Raw genomic sequence first — 16,386 nt, 5'->3', positions numbered from 1 at the left:
GGTCGGCTTTTATGACTATCAAACTTTTCACCGCGCTGCTTATCAGCGCCGCCCTCGCCGGCTGCTCGGCGGGCTTTCAAGATGAATTCAGCTGCCAAAAAATCGGCGGGACACCCGGCTGCGCCAGCATGGATGACATTCGCAACATCTCGACCCACCCAACCACCCAACAAGTCGTCGAGGCTAACGTCCTGGCTTCCCACCCTTTTGCCTTACTGCCAAGACGCACGCGTGAAGGCCACCCGATTCGAACCCAAGACACGGTTAGGAAGGTGGTGGTTTTTCCCTTTACTTCGGATGACACCACCACTTACCTCGACACAATGGATATTTACATTGTGTTAGACGAGTCTACCTGGACAGGTCGCCCTGTTCAGGCTATCAAAAAGGATTAACGTCATGGGCGTATCAAAATATTTAAAGGGTTTTTATCAAGAAGCCAAACGTGAATATAACCACCTGCATTCTGAGCTGCCTTACCGGACTTTTGATGCGCAGGACGGCCTCTTTCATAACAAAAAAGGCGTAGGATTTGGATTCAAATTAAGCGTCTTAGCGGGGGCGAATGACGATATGGTGGAGGCGTTTAACCGTCTCATCATGGATTTACCGACTGGCCATAAATGGGATTACCATTTTTCCATGATGGGCCACAACCGCGTGAGTCATTTGATTGAGCAAAATGCCGCGTTGAAATCCGCTCGTGCGGGTATTTGCGGTGAATTAGCAAAACAAGAAGCCGATTACGCCAACTTTGCGGCTCACCACGGCTTTTTTCATCGTCAGAAGCATTACTTTGACATCAAAGATTACAGCGCGTGGTTGTTTGTCTCCAGTACCGACGATGTTGACCAAGTGTTGGATTGCAAAGAGGCGCTCACCACGTCTTTATCCCAAATTGGACTGGAGCTCACGCCGCTTACCCCCGAAGGCTTAATCAACTACGTCGAAGGCATTCTCAATTTTGACCCCACACAAACCGCCCCTCGTGAATCTGACTATGCTCCCGAAGCGTTTATCTACAAACAAGCCCTCTCTCCTGATACCGAGTTTTTAACGCGCCGACATTACACCGACGTTCGCTTTAGTAACCGCCAACATCAAACGGTGACCTCGCGGATCATTTCCTTGGGCTTACGCAGTACGCCTCGCACTTTCCGCCTGTACGCTTTGCCCGATTGTTTTGCGTCCTTAAAGAGCGTGGCTAAAAATGTGCAATGTCCACACCTCATGACACTCAATTTTCGCCATCAAGAATCGGGCAGTTTTGCGACCAAAAATGGCGGGCGCATTGGAGAGTTGGAAAAAACGCTCAAGTCCCCGATGGCATTTTTCTTCCCTCAAGCGAAGAAAGAGCAGGCCGAACGTGAGCAAATTCGAGATGAAATGTCGGATGGCATCAACAGCATGGCATACATGCACCTGACGCTGACGTTATTTACCAACAAAAAATCCGAGCGGCTGCACCGCACTACGGCCATTAACGCCTTTCGCTCTGGCGGGATTGATTTACAAACCGTCTCGATGCTGCAAGGCCAAGCGCTCATGACGACCTTACCGTTCATGATGACCGATGGGTTTTGGGCCGATTGCGACCGTGCTGGACGCATTCAAACCGTAAAAACCGGCAATGTGGCCAACCTCTTGCCTCTAGTGATGGACGTAAAGAATTTCAGTGGCGGTATGATGCTGCCCACCATGCGCCAACAAGCCTTTTGGTTTAATCCGTTTAATTGTGGTTCAGATAACTACAACATCGCCCTGACCGGAGGCTCCGGGGCAGGAAAATCCTTCTTTGTGCAAAAGCTCGCCGAAACCCTCTTTGCCATGAACGGCAAAATCTGGGCGTTAGACAAAGGAAAGAGCTTTAAAAAGCTCACCTTGATGCTTGGCGGACACTACATGACGGCTGAGAAGATTTACCTCAATCCATTTACTCACCTGGAACGCATTGCTATGGGGGATGACTATACCGATGAGAAAGGCGAACAGGTCAACCCTCTTAAGGAAACGCTGCACACCATCACCGGACTCTTTGCGACCATGGCCTGCCCCACGCATGAAATGGGGGATTTTGAAAAATCGGTTCTCGGGGATTGCATCATTACGGCTTGGCAGGCACACAAAAGCGAGACGTTGGTTGACCATGTTCAAGAAGCGCTGTTTGCGGCGGCCGAAAAACAGGGCGGTGATAGCCGCCTTTCTGATATCGCCATGCAACTGAATAAATACCGCTCAGAGGGGATCTACGGGGACACCTTCAATAAACCGTCCATGCTGGATCCCAATGTCCACTTTACCACCATTGAACTGGACGGATTTCCCTCGGACATCATGCGACCGGTGATTTTTGCGCTGATGTCGAGCATTACTCAGCAGATGTACCTGTCTGGCTCTCGTTCAACGCCGAAGATGTGCATCATTGAAGAGGCGTGGTCTCTGATGGCGGGCTCTAATGCACAGGCGCAAGAATTCATCAACACCGGTTACCGCACCGCCCGAAAATTTGGGGGATCGTTCTGCACCGTGACGCAAGGTATTGAGGATTTTTACAGCACACCCGAAGCGCTCGCCGCGTTCAATAACTCCGATATTCATATCACTCTGCGTCAAGGCAGTGGATTGACAAAATTCATCAAAGACAACCCTTCACACTTTTCGCCCTATGAGCAGTTTGTCATCAAGAGCTTTGAAAAGTCCTCCATCGCCGGTTACAGCTCTGTCATGCTAAAAACCGGGGATGTGACCACCTTTCATCGCTTGTTTGCCGACCCTTTTACCCGAGCATGCCTTTCAACAGAGCCGCATGAGTTTGAATACTGTGAAAACTTGATGAACCAAGGCCTATCACTGATGCAAGCAGTCAATCAAACCGCCGAGCATTTTTACGGAAAGGAAATTGAGACCTTTAATACCCTCATCTATGGCAAGGAGGCCAAATGAAATCCATCCGTCACCCACGTCTTATCTATGCCTTGTTGGCTATAGCGTTAATGATGTTCACCCTGATAGCCATCAAGCTCAATACAGCGCCTCAAATCGTGGTCTTCGATCTCGAACAAACGTTATCGCAATATCAAGACCAACTCATTGAAGCCAACCTCGACGATCAAGAGCACAGCGCGCAACTGGCGACCTTTGATACGGATCTCAGGCGACTCTTGAAAGAATACGCGCAAGTGCACCACCTCGTGATCTTCGTGCCAGGCGCGCTCATCAGCGGCGCGCCAGATAGAACCACTGAGATCCAATATTACGTTATCGAGGCGCTTAAAAAGGAGTCATGAGCTTATGATTGTTCCCAGTCATTCATCCCTCACACCCACCGCCCTCTTAAAAGTGGTCAGTGTCACTTTACTGACCATCGCCCCCACCGCGCTTGGCCAACAGTTTGGGCGTCAAGGTGAACTGTTTCCTATTGCAGAAGTGGACATGTTGCAATGGATCAACAACCGATTGACACACTTAGAAGCCACGGGAGAAACCGCAAAGATGCAACAACAGTTTGTGGAGAGCGTAGAAAATAGCGTGCGAAGGCCCACTCCCGTAAAAGGGTTGACCACCACCACCGCGCCCAACACCTTTTACATCGATCCATCATTAAAGCTGGCCACCGATATCAAAGATGCACAAGGCAACCTCCTTTATGCCAAAGGCGTCATCATCAACCCCTTTGATACTGACACTTGGCCAGTCGACATTCCCAAACAATCATTCGATTACTCGCATGTGATTGTCTTTCTTGATGGTGACGACCCAAGACAGCGCGCTTGGGCCAAACAATACCGCGCAGATAAGCCGATAAAATGGACCCTCACCAACGGCAGTCCAGAAGACGTCGCCAAGGAGTTTGACGCCCGAATTTATTTTGACCAACAAGGTCACTACAGCCGTCAATTTCAAATCTCACACATTCCCTCTCTGATTGAACAAGACGGGGCGCGGTGGAAAATCACAGAGATCGATGTGACGCCGTTCACCACAGCCATGAACAAGAGTGAGACGGAAATAAAATAAGGAGAAAGACCTTGAGAACCCATGGGTTATTACTGTTTAGTTTGTTCCTATTTCCTTGGCAAACCCAAGCTCAATCCGCCGCTTGCACGGGGCATTTCTTAAATCCATTGTCTGACATTTGCTGGGACTGCCTATTTCCTATGACACTGGGCAGTGTGCCTCTCATTAGCTCGACATACCCTGACACCACCAATCCAAGTCTGCCTATTTCCTATTGTCCTAAGCCCCCGCCCATTTTTATGCAAATTGGCTTAAACATTGGGTATTGGGAGCCGTATTCCTTAGTGGACGTGACGCGAGTCCCTTATTGCATGGTCAACATGGGGATGCAGTTGAGTAATGACAATAGCCAACAAATAGGAGGCTCGCAGCACGACTCAAGCAGCAAAACCAGCGGCAATGCTTTCTATCACGTGCATTGGTACAAATATCCGGTGATTTATTGGCTACAACTGATGCAGTCGGCGGCCTGCATGGCCACGGATAATTTCGATGTGGCCTACCTCACCGAACTTGATCCCTTTTGGGATGATGATGAGATGTCGTTCATTCTTAACCCCGAGGCGATTCTATTCGGTCACCCCATCACGCAGCTCTCTTGTATCACCGAAGCCATGGCGACCACCACGGGGCGCGTTTTGCCTTTTGATGCACTTTTTTGGTGTTTAGGCTCACAAGGCAGCGTCTACCCATTAACCGGTAACAGCGCTTATTCTCATACCGGTCCTCAAGTTGGCACTCTAATGTTAGAGCGTTTTAATTTTAAAATGCACAGGCAAGGCATTGTATGGGAGACCCGGGGCGAGGATGGTGCGGTCTGTTATCAGTGGCCAGAGCCAATCTTACCGAAAAGTCGTTATCGCTATCAATTGTCGGCGCCGATTGGTGATGCCGCTCATTGTTATCCCTACGGCACAACATCGTCACTTTGGGAGCAAGGCAAAGATAACCCAACCACCGGCGGTAACTTTGGTTTTGTGAACTGGCGAAAACGTAACTGCGTATTTTTATAAGGAAAAAGACAATGTTATTTAAACCACGAGCCTCATGGCTGTTACTGATTCTGCTCGCGAGCCCTCTTGCATTGGCCGAGACGGGTTACTCGCAAGAAGAACTCAAAGCCCTTGCCAAGCAAGAGCAAAGTATTGCAGCGCCAGCCCATCAAAGTGAACAGGCCCTCCTGCTAGAGCGGAGTCAAAAACATAAGCAAGAAGCGTTGTCGATGAATCAACACCTCGATAACGCGTTGCAAGACTCGCCACTGGCGAGTGTTCTTGGGATGCCTCAAGTCAACCCAAACAAAAAGGCGCAAGGTGTGATGGTGTTTGTCTCACTTTCCATGCCAGATACCGCGCTCAAACAGCTACTCAAACAAAGTCAGCAATATCAAGTACCTCTCGTGATACGTGGGGTACTACCAGAAGGCATGGTCCCGACCGCCTCTCGAATCATGGATTTGTTAAAAGCGTCCGACGAGGGAGATGCGATTGAGGGCGGTTTTGCCATCAGCCCACAGTGGTTTCGTCAATTTAACATCACCCACGTCCCCGTGTTTGTGGCCATTGGCGAAGCGTGCAATGAAGCGTATTGCCCACAAAGTGATTACGACATGGTTCACGGCAACCTTTCCCTTCCCAACGCCTTAACGATTTTAAGCCAAGGCGATGTAGGCCACATCGCCAAACAAGTGCTCAATAGGAGTTCCCCTTGAATACGCCCTTTTCACTCCCTTTTGTCTTGCTCTCTTTCAGCACCCCTCTCTTACTCTCCCTTGATTCCCTGGCCGACTCTCAAGAAAACACGTTTTACGACAACGTAGAATGGGCGAAAAACGCCCAAAATGAGGCTTACAACCCCTCAGAGATGACGCTTAACCTGTCCGACTTCTGCAGCGACAATAATCCAGGGTGTGAAAGCCAAATCCGACAGCCTGATGAAGCGGGGATGACTGACGCACAAATCACAAACCAATCCACGTTGGAGTTTGGCAGCAACGAACACGCTCAAGCGATACAAGAGGGGTTTGACAATAATAGTGCCACCATTGACCCCAATGATGACACGTATCGATTCGCTACCCTTGGCATTGAGAACGCCTATGAAATCAGTCATGGTCAGTCTAATCAATACGTCGATTGCGACAACGCCACGCAATGCGTCATTGATAACATCGCAAAGCAATGTCATCGTCCAACGAACAACAACGTGCCTTGTACAAAAGTGCCCGTTGCCACCGTGAGCACCAGCGAGGTGATCTACCGCTGTCCATCCGGCTGGACAAAGCAAGGGATTGATTGCCAACGTCCCCTCCCACAATGCCGATACAATAATAAACATTATGTGAGTCAAACGGGAGGTGATGGCATTTTCTCATCGTCACGAACCACGTATTTATGGGGTGGGAAGCAAGTCTCTCCCAATCAAGGCTACACGCTTGGCGAGTTAAAACAGACCTATCACGTTAATTGGCAAGCGAGCGAACGCTGGGATAAACGCTACGAGATTTGTCGACCCACCACACAAACGAAAAAAGCCACGCTAAGCTGCTCAAACGGGTTCACCTTATCTGGTGGGAACTGCATTAAAAACACCATAACCTGGCGAACACAATGCAGCCTGATGAACTCGTGCAATGTCACTCGCCAGCAGTGTATTGAAGGTCGAGCCACCCGGACCATTAATGGCATTCCGACCACGCTCGATTGCTGGAAGTATCGGGTTGACCACCAATGCACTCGACCCAATACGTGCAACGTCCTGCCCGCCGATTGCACCACGACGTCGATCCATTGCAGCCTCCAGCAAAACGGTGTGTGCATTGAGGAGAAAGTCAATAAATCCTGCCCACAACGGCGCTGCAGTGCCACTCAATTAATCTGTGGAGAAGAGAGCTTTTGTCTGGATGGCGATTGTTTTGAAGCGATGGCGACCACTTCAAACCGCTTTAATGAAAGCACCTCAGCCTTAGCAGCCCTCGCAGAAGCCGCTGACGGTCTTGGCGATCCACCAATGATATTTGCAGGCAAAGGCATGAAGTGCACAGACGCGGCTTTTGGTTTTGCCGACTGTTGCAAAGACGGCGGTTGGGGCACGAGTATTGGCATAGCCCAATGCAATGATGAAGAAAAGGCGCTCGGTCAAGCCAAAGAGCAAGGCATTACGATAGCCCTTGGCAGTTATTGCGCAGAAAAAGTCTTAGGCGCGTGTATCCGGAAAAAGAAGACCTACTGCGTCTTTGATAGCAAGTTGGCGCGCATCATCCAAGAGCAAGGCTCGAAAGGCCAACTTGGGATCAGTCTGGGAACCGCCAAACACCCCATTTGCGGCGCCCTTACTCCCGAGCAGCTTCAAGACATAGATTTTGAACGACTCGACTTTTCGGACTTTTATGACGACATGCACAGCAACACCAACCTGCCTTCGGCCACAGAAATCCAAGAGCGATTACAAAGCGCTTATCGCCATTAACTTAATCTATGATGAGGATATGATATGGATCCCCTCCTACTCCCTTTACTTGTGGCCACCCTGTCGACAACCGGGTTTGCTACCACCCTGATCCGCCATCTTCTGTTCAAACGACAACTCCATCAGCTCAAGCAAGAAATGATGAAGCACCAACAAAAACACGGCAACGATGAAGCACTTTGGACGTTATTTCATACGCGCACCCACAAGATGCTGAGTTTCTGGCAATAATGAGGTCACACCATGAAGGACTTATCCACAAAAACGGTGAACAACTCAATTAACCGATTAACAATCAAATCCCTACCGTTGCTGTTGTTGTCTTTATTGGCTTTTCACAGTTTCGCCAATGAGCCCCCCAAAGGCTGGCGCTGGTATAACGAGGCCAAAGCACCGAAAGCCCCACCCAAAGAGGAGGAGCGCCTCCCCCCCAATAGCCTGTCTACTGTGATGAGCGCCACCGAGCAGATGCAATGGTTCCACCGTACATTTGAGGAAGCGTTAAACGATGCCACGATTAACCCAACCGATGAAGAGAAAAATCTAAAATTGATGAAGCTGAAAAAATTCATCGATGGCAAAACCACTCAAACGGGCATGACCTTCAAAAAGCTCATCAACGAACACCCCGAATACTCGTACACCAAAGACCGCCCCACAGAGCAAGCCGCAAGAGCAACGTACTATCAAGGTATTCAACTCAAAAACGAAGCCACTGTGCGTCAATTGGTGCAAGAAGGTTGGGGCCTCTACTTCATCTACGAAGGGCAAGACGCCTTATCTCAAACTCTGGCGCCCTCCATCCAAGACTTTGCCCACCGATACCACATCGAACTGGTGGGGATCAGCAAAGACGGTCAGACCTTTGAGGCGATTGATGAAAACCGTATTGATGAGACAGGGCAAGTACAGGTGCGCTACACACCGGCTTTAATGCTGGCCAATATTCACACCAAAGCGCTCAGACCCCTCGCCTACGGCTTCATTTCACAAAAAGACTTGCTCTCTCGCTTTCACAACATCGCGACCAATTACCAAGACAGCGACTTTTAAATTAAGGAGCCCCTTATGAACGCTTTTATCCGCACGTTATTGTTGAGTGCGCTGATGATGCTCGCCTCAACCTCATTCGCTCAAACGCAAACTCACCCTGTGATGACAGGTCAATACGCCTTGGTCTTCTTCCATTTCAGTCAATGCCCTGAGTGTCACCACTTTGCGCCGACCATGAAGCGACTCGAGCAAACCACTCAATTGCCTGTGTACGATTTCTCCTTTGACGGACAGCCTATACCCGGTTTCACCACCCCTATCCCGACCACCTCTGACATCACCTCCGCGTTTTTTGGTGAGCTCAAAAACGCCATTACGCCCGCCACGTTCTTAATCAACGTCAGCAATGGTAAGTACGTGCGTTTGAGTGAAGGCAATGTTCCGTACCCCGCGCTGCTTAATAGCTACCAAGCCTTGCGCGCCGATGTGGCCATAATGGAGAGTTTACAATGACAAGACCGACCCTCCTGGCTCTCTTAATGAGTGTTGCCGGTTCACTTCATGCCGGCGGCCTAGGCGATGCCATGGACAGCTTTTGGGATGACAGCAGTTTTAACCGCAACATCACGAACCCAAGTGCCTATCAAGGCCAATCCGCCACTTACTATAATGCGGGCAGCTTGTTTGCTCGCACCAACATCAAAAACATTCAATTGGCCGCCATCACCCTGCCTTCTGTCAGCGCAGGATGCGGGGGCATTGATGCCTTTATGGGCGGTTTTTCTCACATTAATTCGGATCAACTGGTGTCTTTTGGTAAAGCCGTCATTGCCAACGCCGTGCCCTTCGCAGTGGATTTAGCGCTGCAAACTTGGGCGCCGAGCATCAAAGAGAATCGAGACAAACTGCAGGCGATTGCTGACCAATTCCTCACCACCTCGATGAACTCTTGCCAAGTAGCACAATCGGCGGTCTCGGGTTTAGCGGCCTTTACCGATGGGGAAGCCAAGCGCCATGCCTGCGCCACACTAGGCACGCAAAGTAATGCCTTTTCTGACTGGTTAGAAGCGCAACACGAATGTCGCCACGTCAGTACCAATCAGAGCATGCTGGCTGGCAACACCGATGACGCCACCGCGCACGCTGTGAAAGTGAACTTAAATGTGGTGTGGGATGCGCTCATGAAAAGCGCTTACCTTCAAGACAATCAAGAGGTCGCCGAGTTTATCGTAAGCCTCACTGGCACCGTCATTTACGACGCGCAGGGGACGCCAAGCTACATTCCGGCGATGTTAGTGGGTAACGACACCGCCATTAACGCCCTTTTGACCGGAGGGGATTTGGAGGTGTATCGATGCGAAAACACCGAGACCTGCCTTTCGATGAGCCTAAGCGCCATCCGCTTAAGTGAAAGCCAAGCCTTTAACGCCAAAGTACGCCACACCGTCGATACGCTCTACGCCCACTTACAATCTGACCAACCTATCACCGACTCAGAGAAAAGCTTTGTTGAACTCAGTGACATTCCTATCTTGGCGATGCTCATTGATGATGCGCACCTCAACCTGCAGCCAGAAAGCCATTTATACGCTCAAAATATTGCCGCCGATCTCTTGCATGCCTATCTCAATAACATGCTGATGATCGTCAATCAATCCCTGACCAACCTCGCTTCGGTGAACCCAACTGACGTCAATCGCACTCTCGAAGGCATCAACCGTGCAAGAGATTACTTACAAACCCTTCGAGACCGTCACAAAACGAAATTGAACGCGTACTTAGCCCTCACTGAGCGCCTAAAACGCAAACGAAAGCTCCTTAGCCAATCGGCCAGTGACGCTACCTTATCGAACCTCACCTTTGGCCATTAAAGGAGATCCCCATGACCTTAGACTTTTATCTCTATGGCGCAGGCCCTCAATTACAACGAGCCTTGAACGCTGTCGCCACTTTTTTTACCACCAACACCTTTGGCTCGTTAATCGAAATCGCCTTACAACTGGCTTTTATCATCAGTGCCACTCTGTTTTTTGTGTCTCGAGACGCGAAACATGTGATGCGTTTTATGTTCATTTACTTGGCTATCCCCACTTTTCTTATCAGCATGAAAGCCACCGTCCATATCAATGACGCGCAAAATCCCATGCGCATTTATTACGTGAATAACGTGCCTTACATCGTCGCGATACCCGGTTGGGCGGCCACCACGTTCATGCACGGCTTAACCGAAGGCATTGAAATCGTCTTTAGCAGTACAGAAGATGAAAGCTACAGCTCCTCAGGCATGGTGTTTGGTTCGAATTTATACACGTTGCTTCGTAGCGCCAACGCCGAAACCATTGACCTGCAACGCTATTGGAAAGACTTTTATCACAACTGCATCGTCGGAGACATTCGAATTAACAAAAAATACACCATGCAAAACATCCTGCAAGCACCGGATTTACTCGGTTTTCTCGCCACAAAATCGATGTCCCCCATTCGTGGACTCTATAACCCCCAGGGTCAATACAGAACCTGCCGCGACGCTTTTCCTGAACTCACTAAACAATTTGATGAAGAGGCCAATCAAACCATGAATAAACTGGGCGCGTATATCTTGGGACGAGAGAGCAACATCCAATCAACGTTCTTAAGAAACGCCATCGAGAATAGCCACCAAGATTTAATTGGGGTCAGTAATAGCGCGGTCGATATTTTAAAACAGAACATGGTCATCAACATGACGCGATGGAACATCGAAAACACGCACCGAGGTATCGCGGCCAACTACGCCTACACCGCCAACCAAATGCAAACCACCACCATGTGGGCCAACATTGGGCTGCAAGCCAAAGAGTTCATTCCAATGATGCACTCAATCGGGGTCATTTTGTTTGTCTGCTTTGGGGCGATCATTGCCATCATCGCCTTGCTGCCACATATGGCGCTGCCTGTCCTTAAAAACTACGTTGGCAGTTTTTTCTATCTGGCCACTTGGCCGATGATATTCACCATCCTCAACGCAATCATGATGTGGTTCTTAGAAGGGGCGACCCAGGGCGCGACACAAGGGTTACGCGGCATCACCCTCTCGAACATGAGCGGCATTGATTACGTCAACACGCGTTACGCCGCCATTACCGGTTACTTGATGATGTCCACCCCCGCGATTGCTTTGGCGTTAACCAAAGGAGCCGCGGCCATGATGAGCAGTTTAAACTACCAACTGGCGGGAATGATAAACCAAACCAATGCCCGCACGTCAGCCGCGGCCTCAAGCGGTGACATCAGCCACGGTAATACGCAACTGCAGACCCACACGTTTAACAACGTCAATGGCAATAAGTTTGATACGTCGACATTGCTGAAACAACACGGCAGTACCACGCAAAGCGAAGACGGTATGCTTTCAACGCAATACGGTGATACAACCGTGTATGACACTAGCCCTACCGCGTCGAATTTCCAGTGGAACGTCGCCAGCTCTAGTCAATACAGCGAAGCGGTGCAAGACTTGCACACTCAAGCTCAATCCAACCTCTCGACGCAACAAGCGGCCTTGTCACAAAGCACACAAAGTGGCACTCAACTGATGGCCGATTGGAAAGAGAATTATTCGTCAACCCAAGGTTACGGTTTAACTCATGGACACGGTGCAACTGCAGCGGCTTCAAAAGGCTTAGAGCAGGTCAACTCCGCCACTGAGCAAGTCAGTGCAGCAACCGGATGGAGTCATGAGAAAGCGAATGCCTTCTTACACTCAGCGTACGGCGGTTATGACGTGAACGCTGGACTGTCAAGCGGCGCTCTCGGTGACGCCGTAGGGTTTAATGGGAGTGTGAACGCGTCCACGGGACAAAAATGGACACAGGAAGACCGCGAAACACTCAGCAGCATGAGCAACGAACAACAAAGCCAAATGCAAGCCGCCATCGAATCCTACCGCTCTGGTGCCAACCAAACCATCGAGGCGAGCAACCGCCTCACAGCCGACGAACGTAAGACAGAAATGGGCACTTACGCCACTGGCTTTACGGCGAACTTTAGTGAGACACAAGGCTTGATAACGTCCACGACACAATCTCAACAAGAGGTCGATACGCTCAGTCAAGTCAACAGCCAAGAGCAACGTCATATGGCCAGCCTGATTGAGAAACTGGAAATACCATTCCAAACGTTTGTTGAAAACGGGCTTACCAAAGACGAATCAAGGTACATACTCACGGGTCAGGGCGACGATGCTCGTCAAGCTCGCGCTGATGCCTGGGAATACTTTAAAACAACCGCCACGTTTAAAGATTTTGTGCTCGCCAGCGTACCCACTCAAGAAGAGCACGAACAAGCCTTTAATCCTGAGCCGACCCAAGCCGAGTGGCAAACGATGGTGGGGGAACAATTTAAAGGCCAGGCTCTAGGTAATACCGGTCAAACGGTGCTGGAGCAGCATCAGAAACGCGGCGGCACAGAGCGTTATTACAACCCCGACAACCACTCACAAATCGTGAATGAAACACGTGAACAATTTGAGGGCACCAGCAAGCGTGTTGAGCCACCATCAACCTTGCAGCCAACAAAGAAGGAGTAGGATAAAACCCGTTCTTAAACTATAAATAATGATTAATTATTGAGCGCACTAAGTGAAAAATCAATACAAACTAGTAACATACACAAATAGTGTTAAATGGAGGAATTAATGATGAAATGGATCGTATTAGGCTTAACCACTTTATGTTCGTTTTCAAGCTTAGCCAATAGTCAAATTCCAGAAATCGACCGCATGAGCAGTGGCAAGAACCCTGCAAATATGCGTTACTACGTTGAGCATTATCGAAATCCCGATAGCCCTGAGTATCGAGATTTATTGATTGGGGTTCGTGTTGCTGCGGATACAATAAATCTGTATACCACGCGCTTAGACTCTCGCAATCAACGTATCGATTATTGCTTACCCATGAAAGATCCAGCCAATCGCGAAACGTTATGGGAATGGAAAACCGAAGAGTTAATGGAGCTGATTAATAACCAAATTGAACATAATATTAAAAAATACGGTAAACCAGGCATTAGCGGCTCTATCGGTTATTACTTAGCGATGGGGCTAAAAGAGCAATACCCTTGCCCGGTACAAAAGCAATTTTAAGCTGTCGATTTACCTTGCTAAAAGGTTATCCGTTCTTATCATGCTGTTCGCTGTAACCCCCGTGATATATCACGGGGGTAAATTAGACCAAGCTACTGACTTGCAGCGTTTTTCAAGGTAATGATGGCTACCTATAAGCTTTCAACCAATCCAAGTTTATTACTTGTGATCTGGTTTAATTTTTTGCTGAAACTCCCCCTGTTGATCCCTAACATCCTAGCAGCCTTTGATTGATTACCACGCGTATGAGCTATCAACTCAGTAAACAATGTTTCTAGCACCGTAGGAGTAACCCAAGACATATCAGGGCTAGCTGATTTATTATCAAACCATGTTAGCTCCAGTTCTGCTCGGATAAGTTTTTTTAAATGGTCTTTGTTGATTGGGGTTAGTTGGTCATTCATATAAATTGAAGGTTGTTAATCGATTTTATCATGTTGGCAAATTTATCATGAAAGTGCCTTAAAATCTGCTGACTCCCAAATTTGATGTCATGCAGGTTTTGATTTGTAGTCGCTTGGTGAGCACAGTCATCTTGACTTGAGTATGTCGTCTACTCGACAACTATGAGTTAGAAGTGTTCGGATTCCGAACAAGAAATCCGAATTCAAGCGTTGCCTTCCCAGCCCTAGCTCATCAATAGCTATCATACTGATAAGTATCACCTTACAAACTATACCCATCATCTATCGCTTGTGTTTTAATGCATCTAAACGCTTATCAGGTAATCTGCAAATGGCACGAAAAAACGATGGAATCATATGGCACTTAATGGATGCTCCATGGTGGTTAAGCGTAGTGCTCTCTGCCTGTATTTATTTTGGGTTTTCATATCTATTGCCTAGCTTGGCCGTGGATAGCAATAATTTCATCTTTGAAGCTATTGCTCCAAACTTGCCCTTGATGGCTCCATATTTTACGTTCTTATTTCTTATCCCCGCACCGATAGCGTTTTTCAAGCAATATCAGAGAAAAAGAAGCTATCTCAAGACGAACACTCAGATTAAAATTCAGAGGAATACTTCCCCACTAAATCACCTAACTTGGATCGAATTTGAAAGTTACATCGGAGAATACTTTAAATCTCAAGGGTATGCGGTCAAACAGTCTTTCGTTCAAAAATCTGATGGCGGTGTTGATATTTGGCTTACAAAAGATAGTGAATTAAGTCTTGTACAATGTAAGCATTGGAAAACTCGCAAAGTGGGTGTGCAAATTCTAAGGGAAATGTACGGTGTCATGATCGGGAACAATGCCAGTAAGATGATTATCGTAACTTCAGGAGACTTTACTTCTGAGGCTGTCGCTTTTTCCCTAGATAAGCGCCTGTGGCTAGTCAACGGCAGCGAACTAGTACATATGATTGAAGATGGGCGCAGCTTTCAAAATAAACCATCAATATCGCCCCAAACACACAGGGCAGGCGTCGAATCTATGATTTGCCCTAGTTGCCAATCTAAGCTTGTCATGCGTGTTGCTAAGCGAGGAGCTAAATCTGGTATGTCTTTTTATGGTTGCTCTACGTATCCAAAGTGTCGTTATACTTGCGACTGCTGAGTTTTAATATATTCGCAAAACACGCTTGTTGTAGAAAGTAATCTTTGATAGCCCGAAAGTTGCTGCTGGCATCTATGCTATTTGGCATAGCGCACAACTGATTTATTGCGGTATGTCTGGAAGACAAATCGAAAAGAACAGTCATAAGCCCAAATTTGGTCTAATCACACATATTCAAAGTCATGCTTCTGGTCCTTAAGTGTTGACCAATTTTGCGGGTACGTTACGAACCATTTGGTGATTCCGAGTTTGAAACCATCTGACCTCCCTCGCTTTGCTTGCGGAGACTCAAGCTCGACGCTCTAACGAAGGAATACATCCACCAGCCTCTTGAATTTCAATATGTTGTTGTCGATACAAACGAATGGGCTTACAAGCTAGAAGATAAGGCTAGGTCTAGCGAGATATTGGGACAATTACCTCTTTTAAACCCTCTCTAGATAGGTTTTGTCCAGAGTATGCTAAAACTAATCACACAAAGGCTGATCAGTTTTAAAAACGTTTTTGTCGAGTAGACAACACTTGCTTACCAAGTACCGCCCCTCTAAGAACCTACGTGCAACTTTCACTGCATACGACTCAAGCCTCCACTAAGGTATCATTTGATACCCAACAACTTATAAAGCAAGCAGGACAGGCTCTTTCCAAGAGTTACGAGCTAGCCTTTGGGTTTTCTCTTCGCCAAGTATTCTTGGTATTGAGGGGCAAAAGGGGTCGCAACACTCCTGATTTTCACGTGTCGCTCGATGGGCACTTTCGCTATTTGGGACAGATTGAAGTGACAGTCCATGTTCATGATTGTCTGCCAACCGTGAAATTACCCCTAGCCTTTAAGATTCTCATAAAGCGGTGAACAACGCTTCATACGACTTCAGGTCGTACGGACATAAATGATTTACAACCACTGCACTAAACCGCTTCATCAGATTAGAAAGAGTATCTTGAAACCTTAAACGATTGTTATGCCTTTGTTTGTTCATACGCTAAAGTTAGAGGTGTAAAAAAGCCGATTCAACTGTGTTAGTTTGAATCGGCTTAAAGAATTGATGAGCAAGAGCATGTTCGATTATGCAACTGCTTTGGCCTTCTCAATTGTTGAGTTTTGAGACTCTGAAGCAGCGACGATCACTCTTTTATAAACTTTTTTCTTTTCACTTGAAGATGTACGCTTCACAAAATTTGACAATGGTGATGAAGCAACCTTCTTACTGCTAAAATTAAACATAAAG

16 protein-coding genes and 1 pseudogene are annotated in these 16,386 nt (G+C 48.0%); 14 read left to right on the top strand and 3 right to left on the bottom strand.

Translation table 11 applies throughout. From position 1 onward, the window contains the following. Positions 1–11 precede the first annotated feature (11 nt). From traV to AB6E51_RS03840, 13 genes are all read left to right on the top strand, one after another. Complete coding sequence (gene traV / locus AB6E51_RS03900; protein WP_102333074.1) at positions 12–395, top strand: type IV conjugative transfer system lipoprotein TraV; 384 nt, start codon at positions 12–14, stop codon at positions 393–395. A 4-nt stretch (positions 396–399) separates the two neighbouring features. After that, complete coding sequence (gene traC, locus AB6E51_RS03895) at positions 400–2,943, top strand: type IV secretion system protein TraC (protein WP_102333073.1); 2,544 nt, start codon at positions 400–402, stop codon at positions 2,941–2,943. Further along, positions 2,940–3,287 (top strand): TrbI F-type domain-containing protein, encoded by a 348-nt coding sequence (locus AB6E51_RS03890; RefSeq protein ID WP_102333072.1) that lies wholly within the window; start codon positions 2,940–2,942, stop codon positions 3,285–3,287. The genes traC and AB6E51_RS03890 overlap by 4 nt, the downstream gene beginning before the upstream one ends. 4 nt (positions 3,288–3,291) lie before the next feature. Next, entirely contained in the window at positions 3,292–4,017 is a 726-nt protein-coding gene (traW, locus tag AB6E51_RS03885) for a type-F conjugative transfer system protein TraW (RefSeq protein WP_102333071.1), read from the top strand. Positions 4,018–4,049: 32 nt separating this feature from the next. Further along, entirely contained in the window at positions 4,050–5,030 is a 981-nt protein-coding gene (gene traU / locus AB6E51_RS03880) for a conjugal transfer pilus assembly protein TraU (protein WP_102333083.1), read from the top strand. A gap of 11 nt (positions 5,031–5,041) precedes the next feature. After that, positions 5,042–5,728 (top strand): type-F conjugative transfer system pilin assembly protein TrbC, encoded by a 687-nt coding sequence (gene trbC, locus AB6E51_RS03875; RefSeq protein ID WP_102333070.1) that lies wholly within the window; start codon positions 5,042–5,044, stop codon positions 5,726–5,728. Next, positions 5,725–7,485, top strand: coding sequence for a type-F conjugative transfer system mating-pair stabilization protein TraN (gene traN / locus AB6E51_RS03870; RefSeq protein WP_102333069.1), 1,761 nt, complete (start codon positions 5,725–5,727; stop codon positions 7,483–7,485). Before trbC ends, traN begins: the two co-directional genes overlap by 4 nt. Positions 7,486–7,509: 24 nt before the next feature. Further along, positions 7,510–7,716: a hypothetical protein gene (locus AB6E51_RS03865; protein ID WP_102333068.1), complete on the top strand. Its 207-nt coding sequence runs from the start codon at positions 7,510–7,512 to the stop codon at positions 7,714–7,716. 12 nt (positions 7,717–7,728) lie between these two features. Beyond that, entirely contained in the window at positions 7,729–8,538 is an 810-nt protein-coding gene (traF, locus tag AB6E51_RS03860) for a type-F conjugative transfer system pilin assembly protein TraF (protein ID WP_102333067.1), read from the top strand. A gap of 15 nt (positions 8,539–8,553) precedes the next feature. Beyond that, positions 8,554–8,991 (top strand): conjugal transfer protein TraF, encoded by a 438-nt coding sequence (traF, locus tag AB6E51_RS03855; RefSeq protein ID WP_102333066.1) that lies wholly within the window; start codon positions 8,554–8,556, stop codon positions 8,989–8,991. After that, entirely contained in the window at positions 8,988–10,349 is a 1,362-nt protein-coding gene (locus AB6E51_RS03850; RefSeq protein ID WP_102333065.1) for a conjugal transfer protein TraH, read from the top strand. The genes traF (AB6E51_RS03855) and AB6E51_RS03850 overlap by 4 nt, the downstream gene beginning before the upstream one ends. An 11-nt stretch (positions 10,350–10,360) precedes the next feature. Then, positions 10,361–13,045 (top strand): conjugal transfer protein TraG N-terminal domain-containing protein, encoded by a 2,685-nt coding sequence (locus AB6E51_RS03845; protein WP_102333064.1) that lies wholly within the window; start codon positions 10,361–10,363, stop codon positions 13,043–13,045. A 108-nt stretch (positions 13,046–13,153) separates the two neighbouring features. Next, complete coding sequence (locus AB6E51_RS03840; protein WP_102333063.1) at positions 13,154–13,600, top strand: hypothetical protein; 447 nt, start codon at positions 13,154–13,156, stop codon at positions 13,598–13,600. Between the two features lie 131 nt (positions 13,601–13,731). Here the strand turns inward: AB6E51_RS03840 and AB6E51_RS03835 are convergent, their stop codons facing one another. Beyond that, positions 13,732–14,004: a helix-turn-helix domain-containing protein gene (locus tag AB6E51_RS03835; protein WP_102333062.1), complete on the bottom strand. Its 273-nt coding sequence runs from the start codon at positions 14,002–14,004 to the stop codon at positions 13,732–13,734. 331 nt (positions 14,005–14,335) lie between these two features. Here AB6E51_RS03835 and AB6E51_RS03830 point away from each other — a divergent pair, with 331 nt between their 5' ends. Next, positions 14,336–15,157: a restriction endonuclease gene (locus AB6E51_RS03830; protein ID WP_102333061.1), complete on the top strand. Its 822-nt coding sequence runs from the start codon at positions 14,336–14,338 to the stop codon at positions 15,155–15,157. 617 nt (positions 15,158–15,774) lie between these two features. Here AB6E51_RS03830 and AB6E51_RS03825 read toward each other — a convergent pair. Next, positions 15,775–15,974 (bottom strand): annotated as a pseudogene (locus AB6E51_RS03825) (group II intron reverse transcriptase/maturase); the annotation flags it as partial. Between the two features lie 249 nt (positions 15,975–16,223). Continuing rightward, entirely contained in the window at positions 16,224–16,382 is a 159-nt protein-coding gene (locus tag AB6E51_RS03820) for a hypothetical protein (protein ID WP_016799988.1), read from the bottom strand. Positions 16,383–16,386 lie beyond the last annotated feature (4 nt).

Source organism: Vibrio sp. 10N.247.311.47, assembly GCF_041467535.1.
Classification (GTDB): domain Bacteria; phylum Pseudomonadota; class Gammaproteobacteria; order Enterobacterales; family Vibrionaceae; genus Vibrio; species Vibrio crassostreae_C.
Note: the sequence above shows the minus strand (reverse complement) of the source record. Positions and strands in the feature narration are given on the sequence as shown.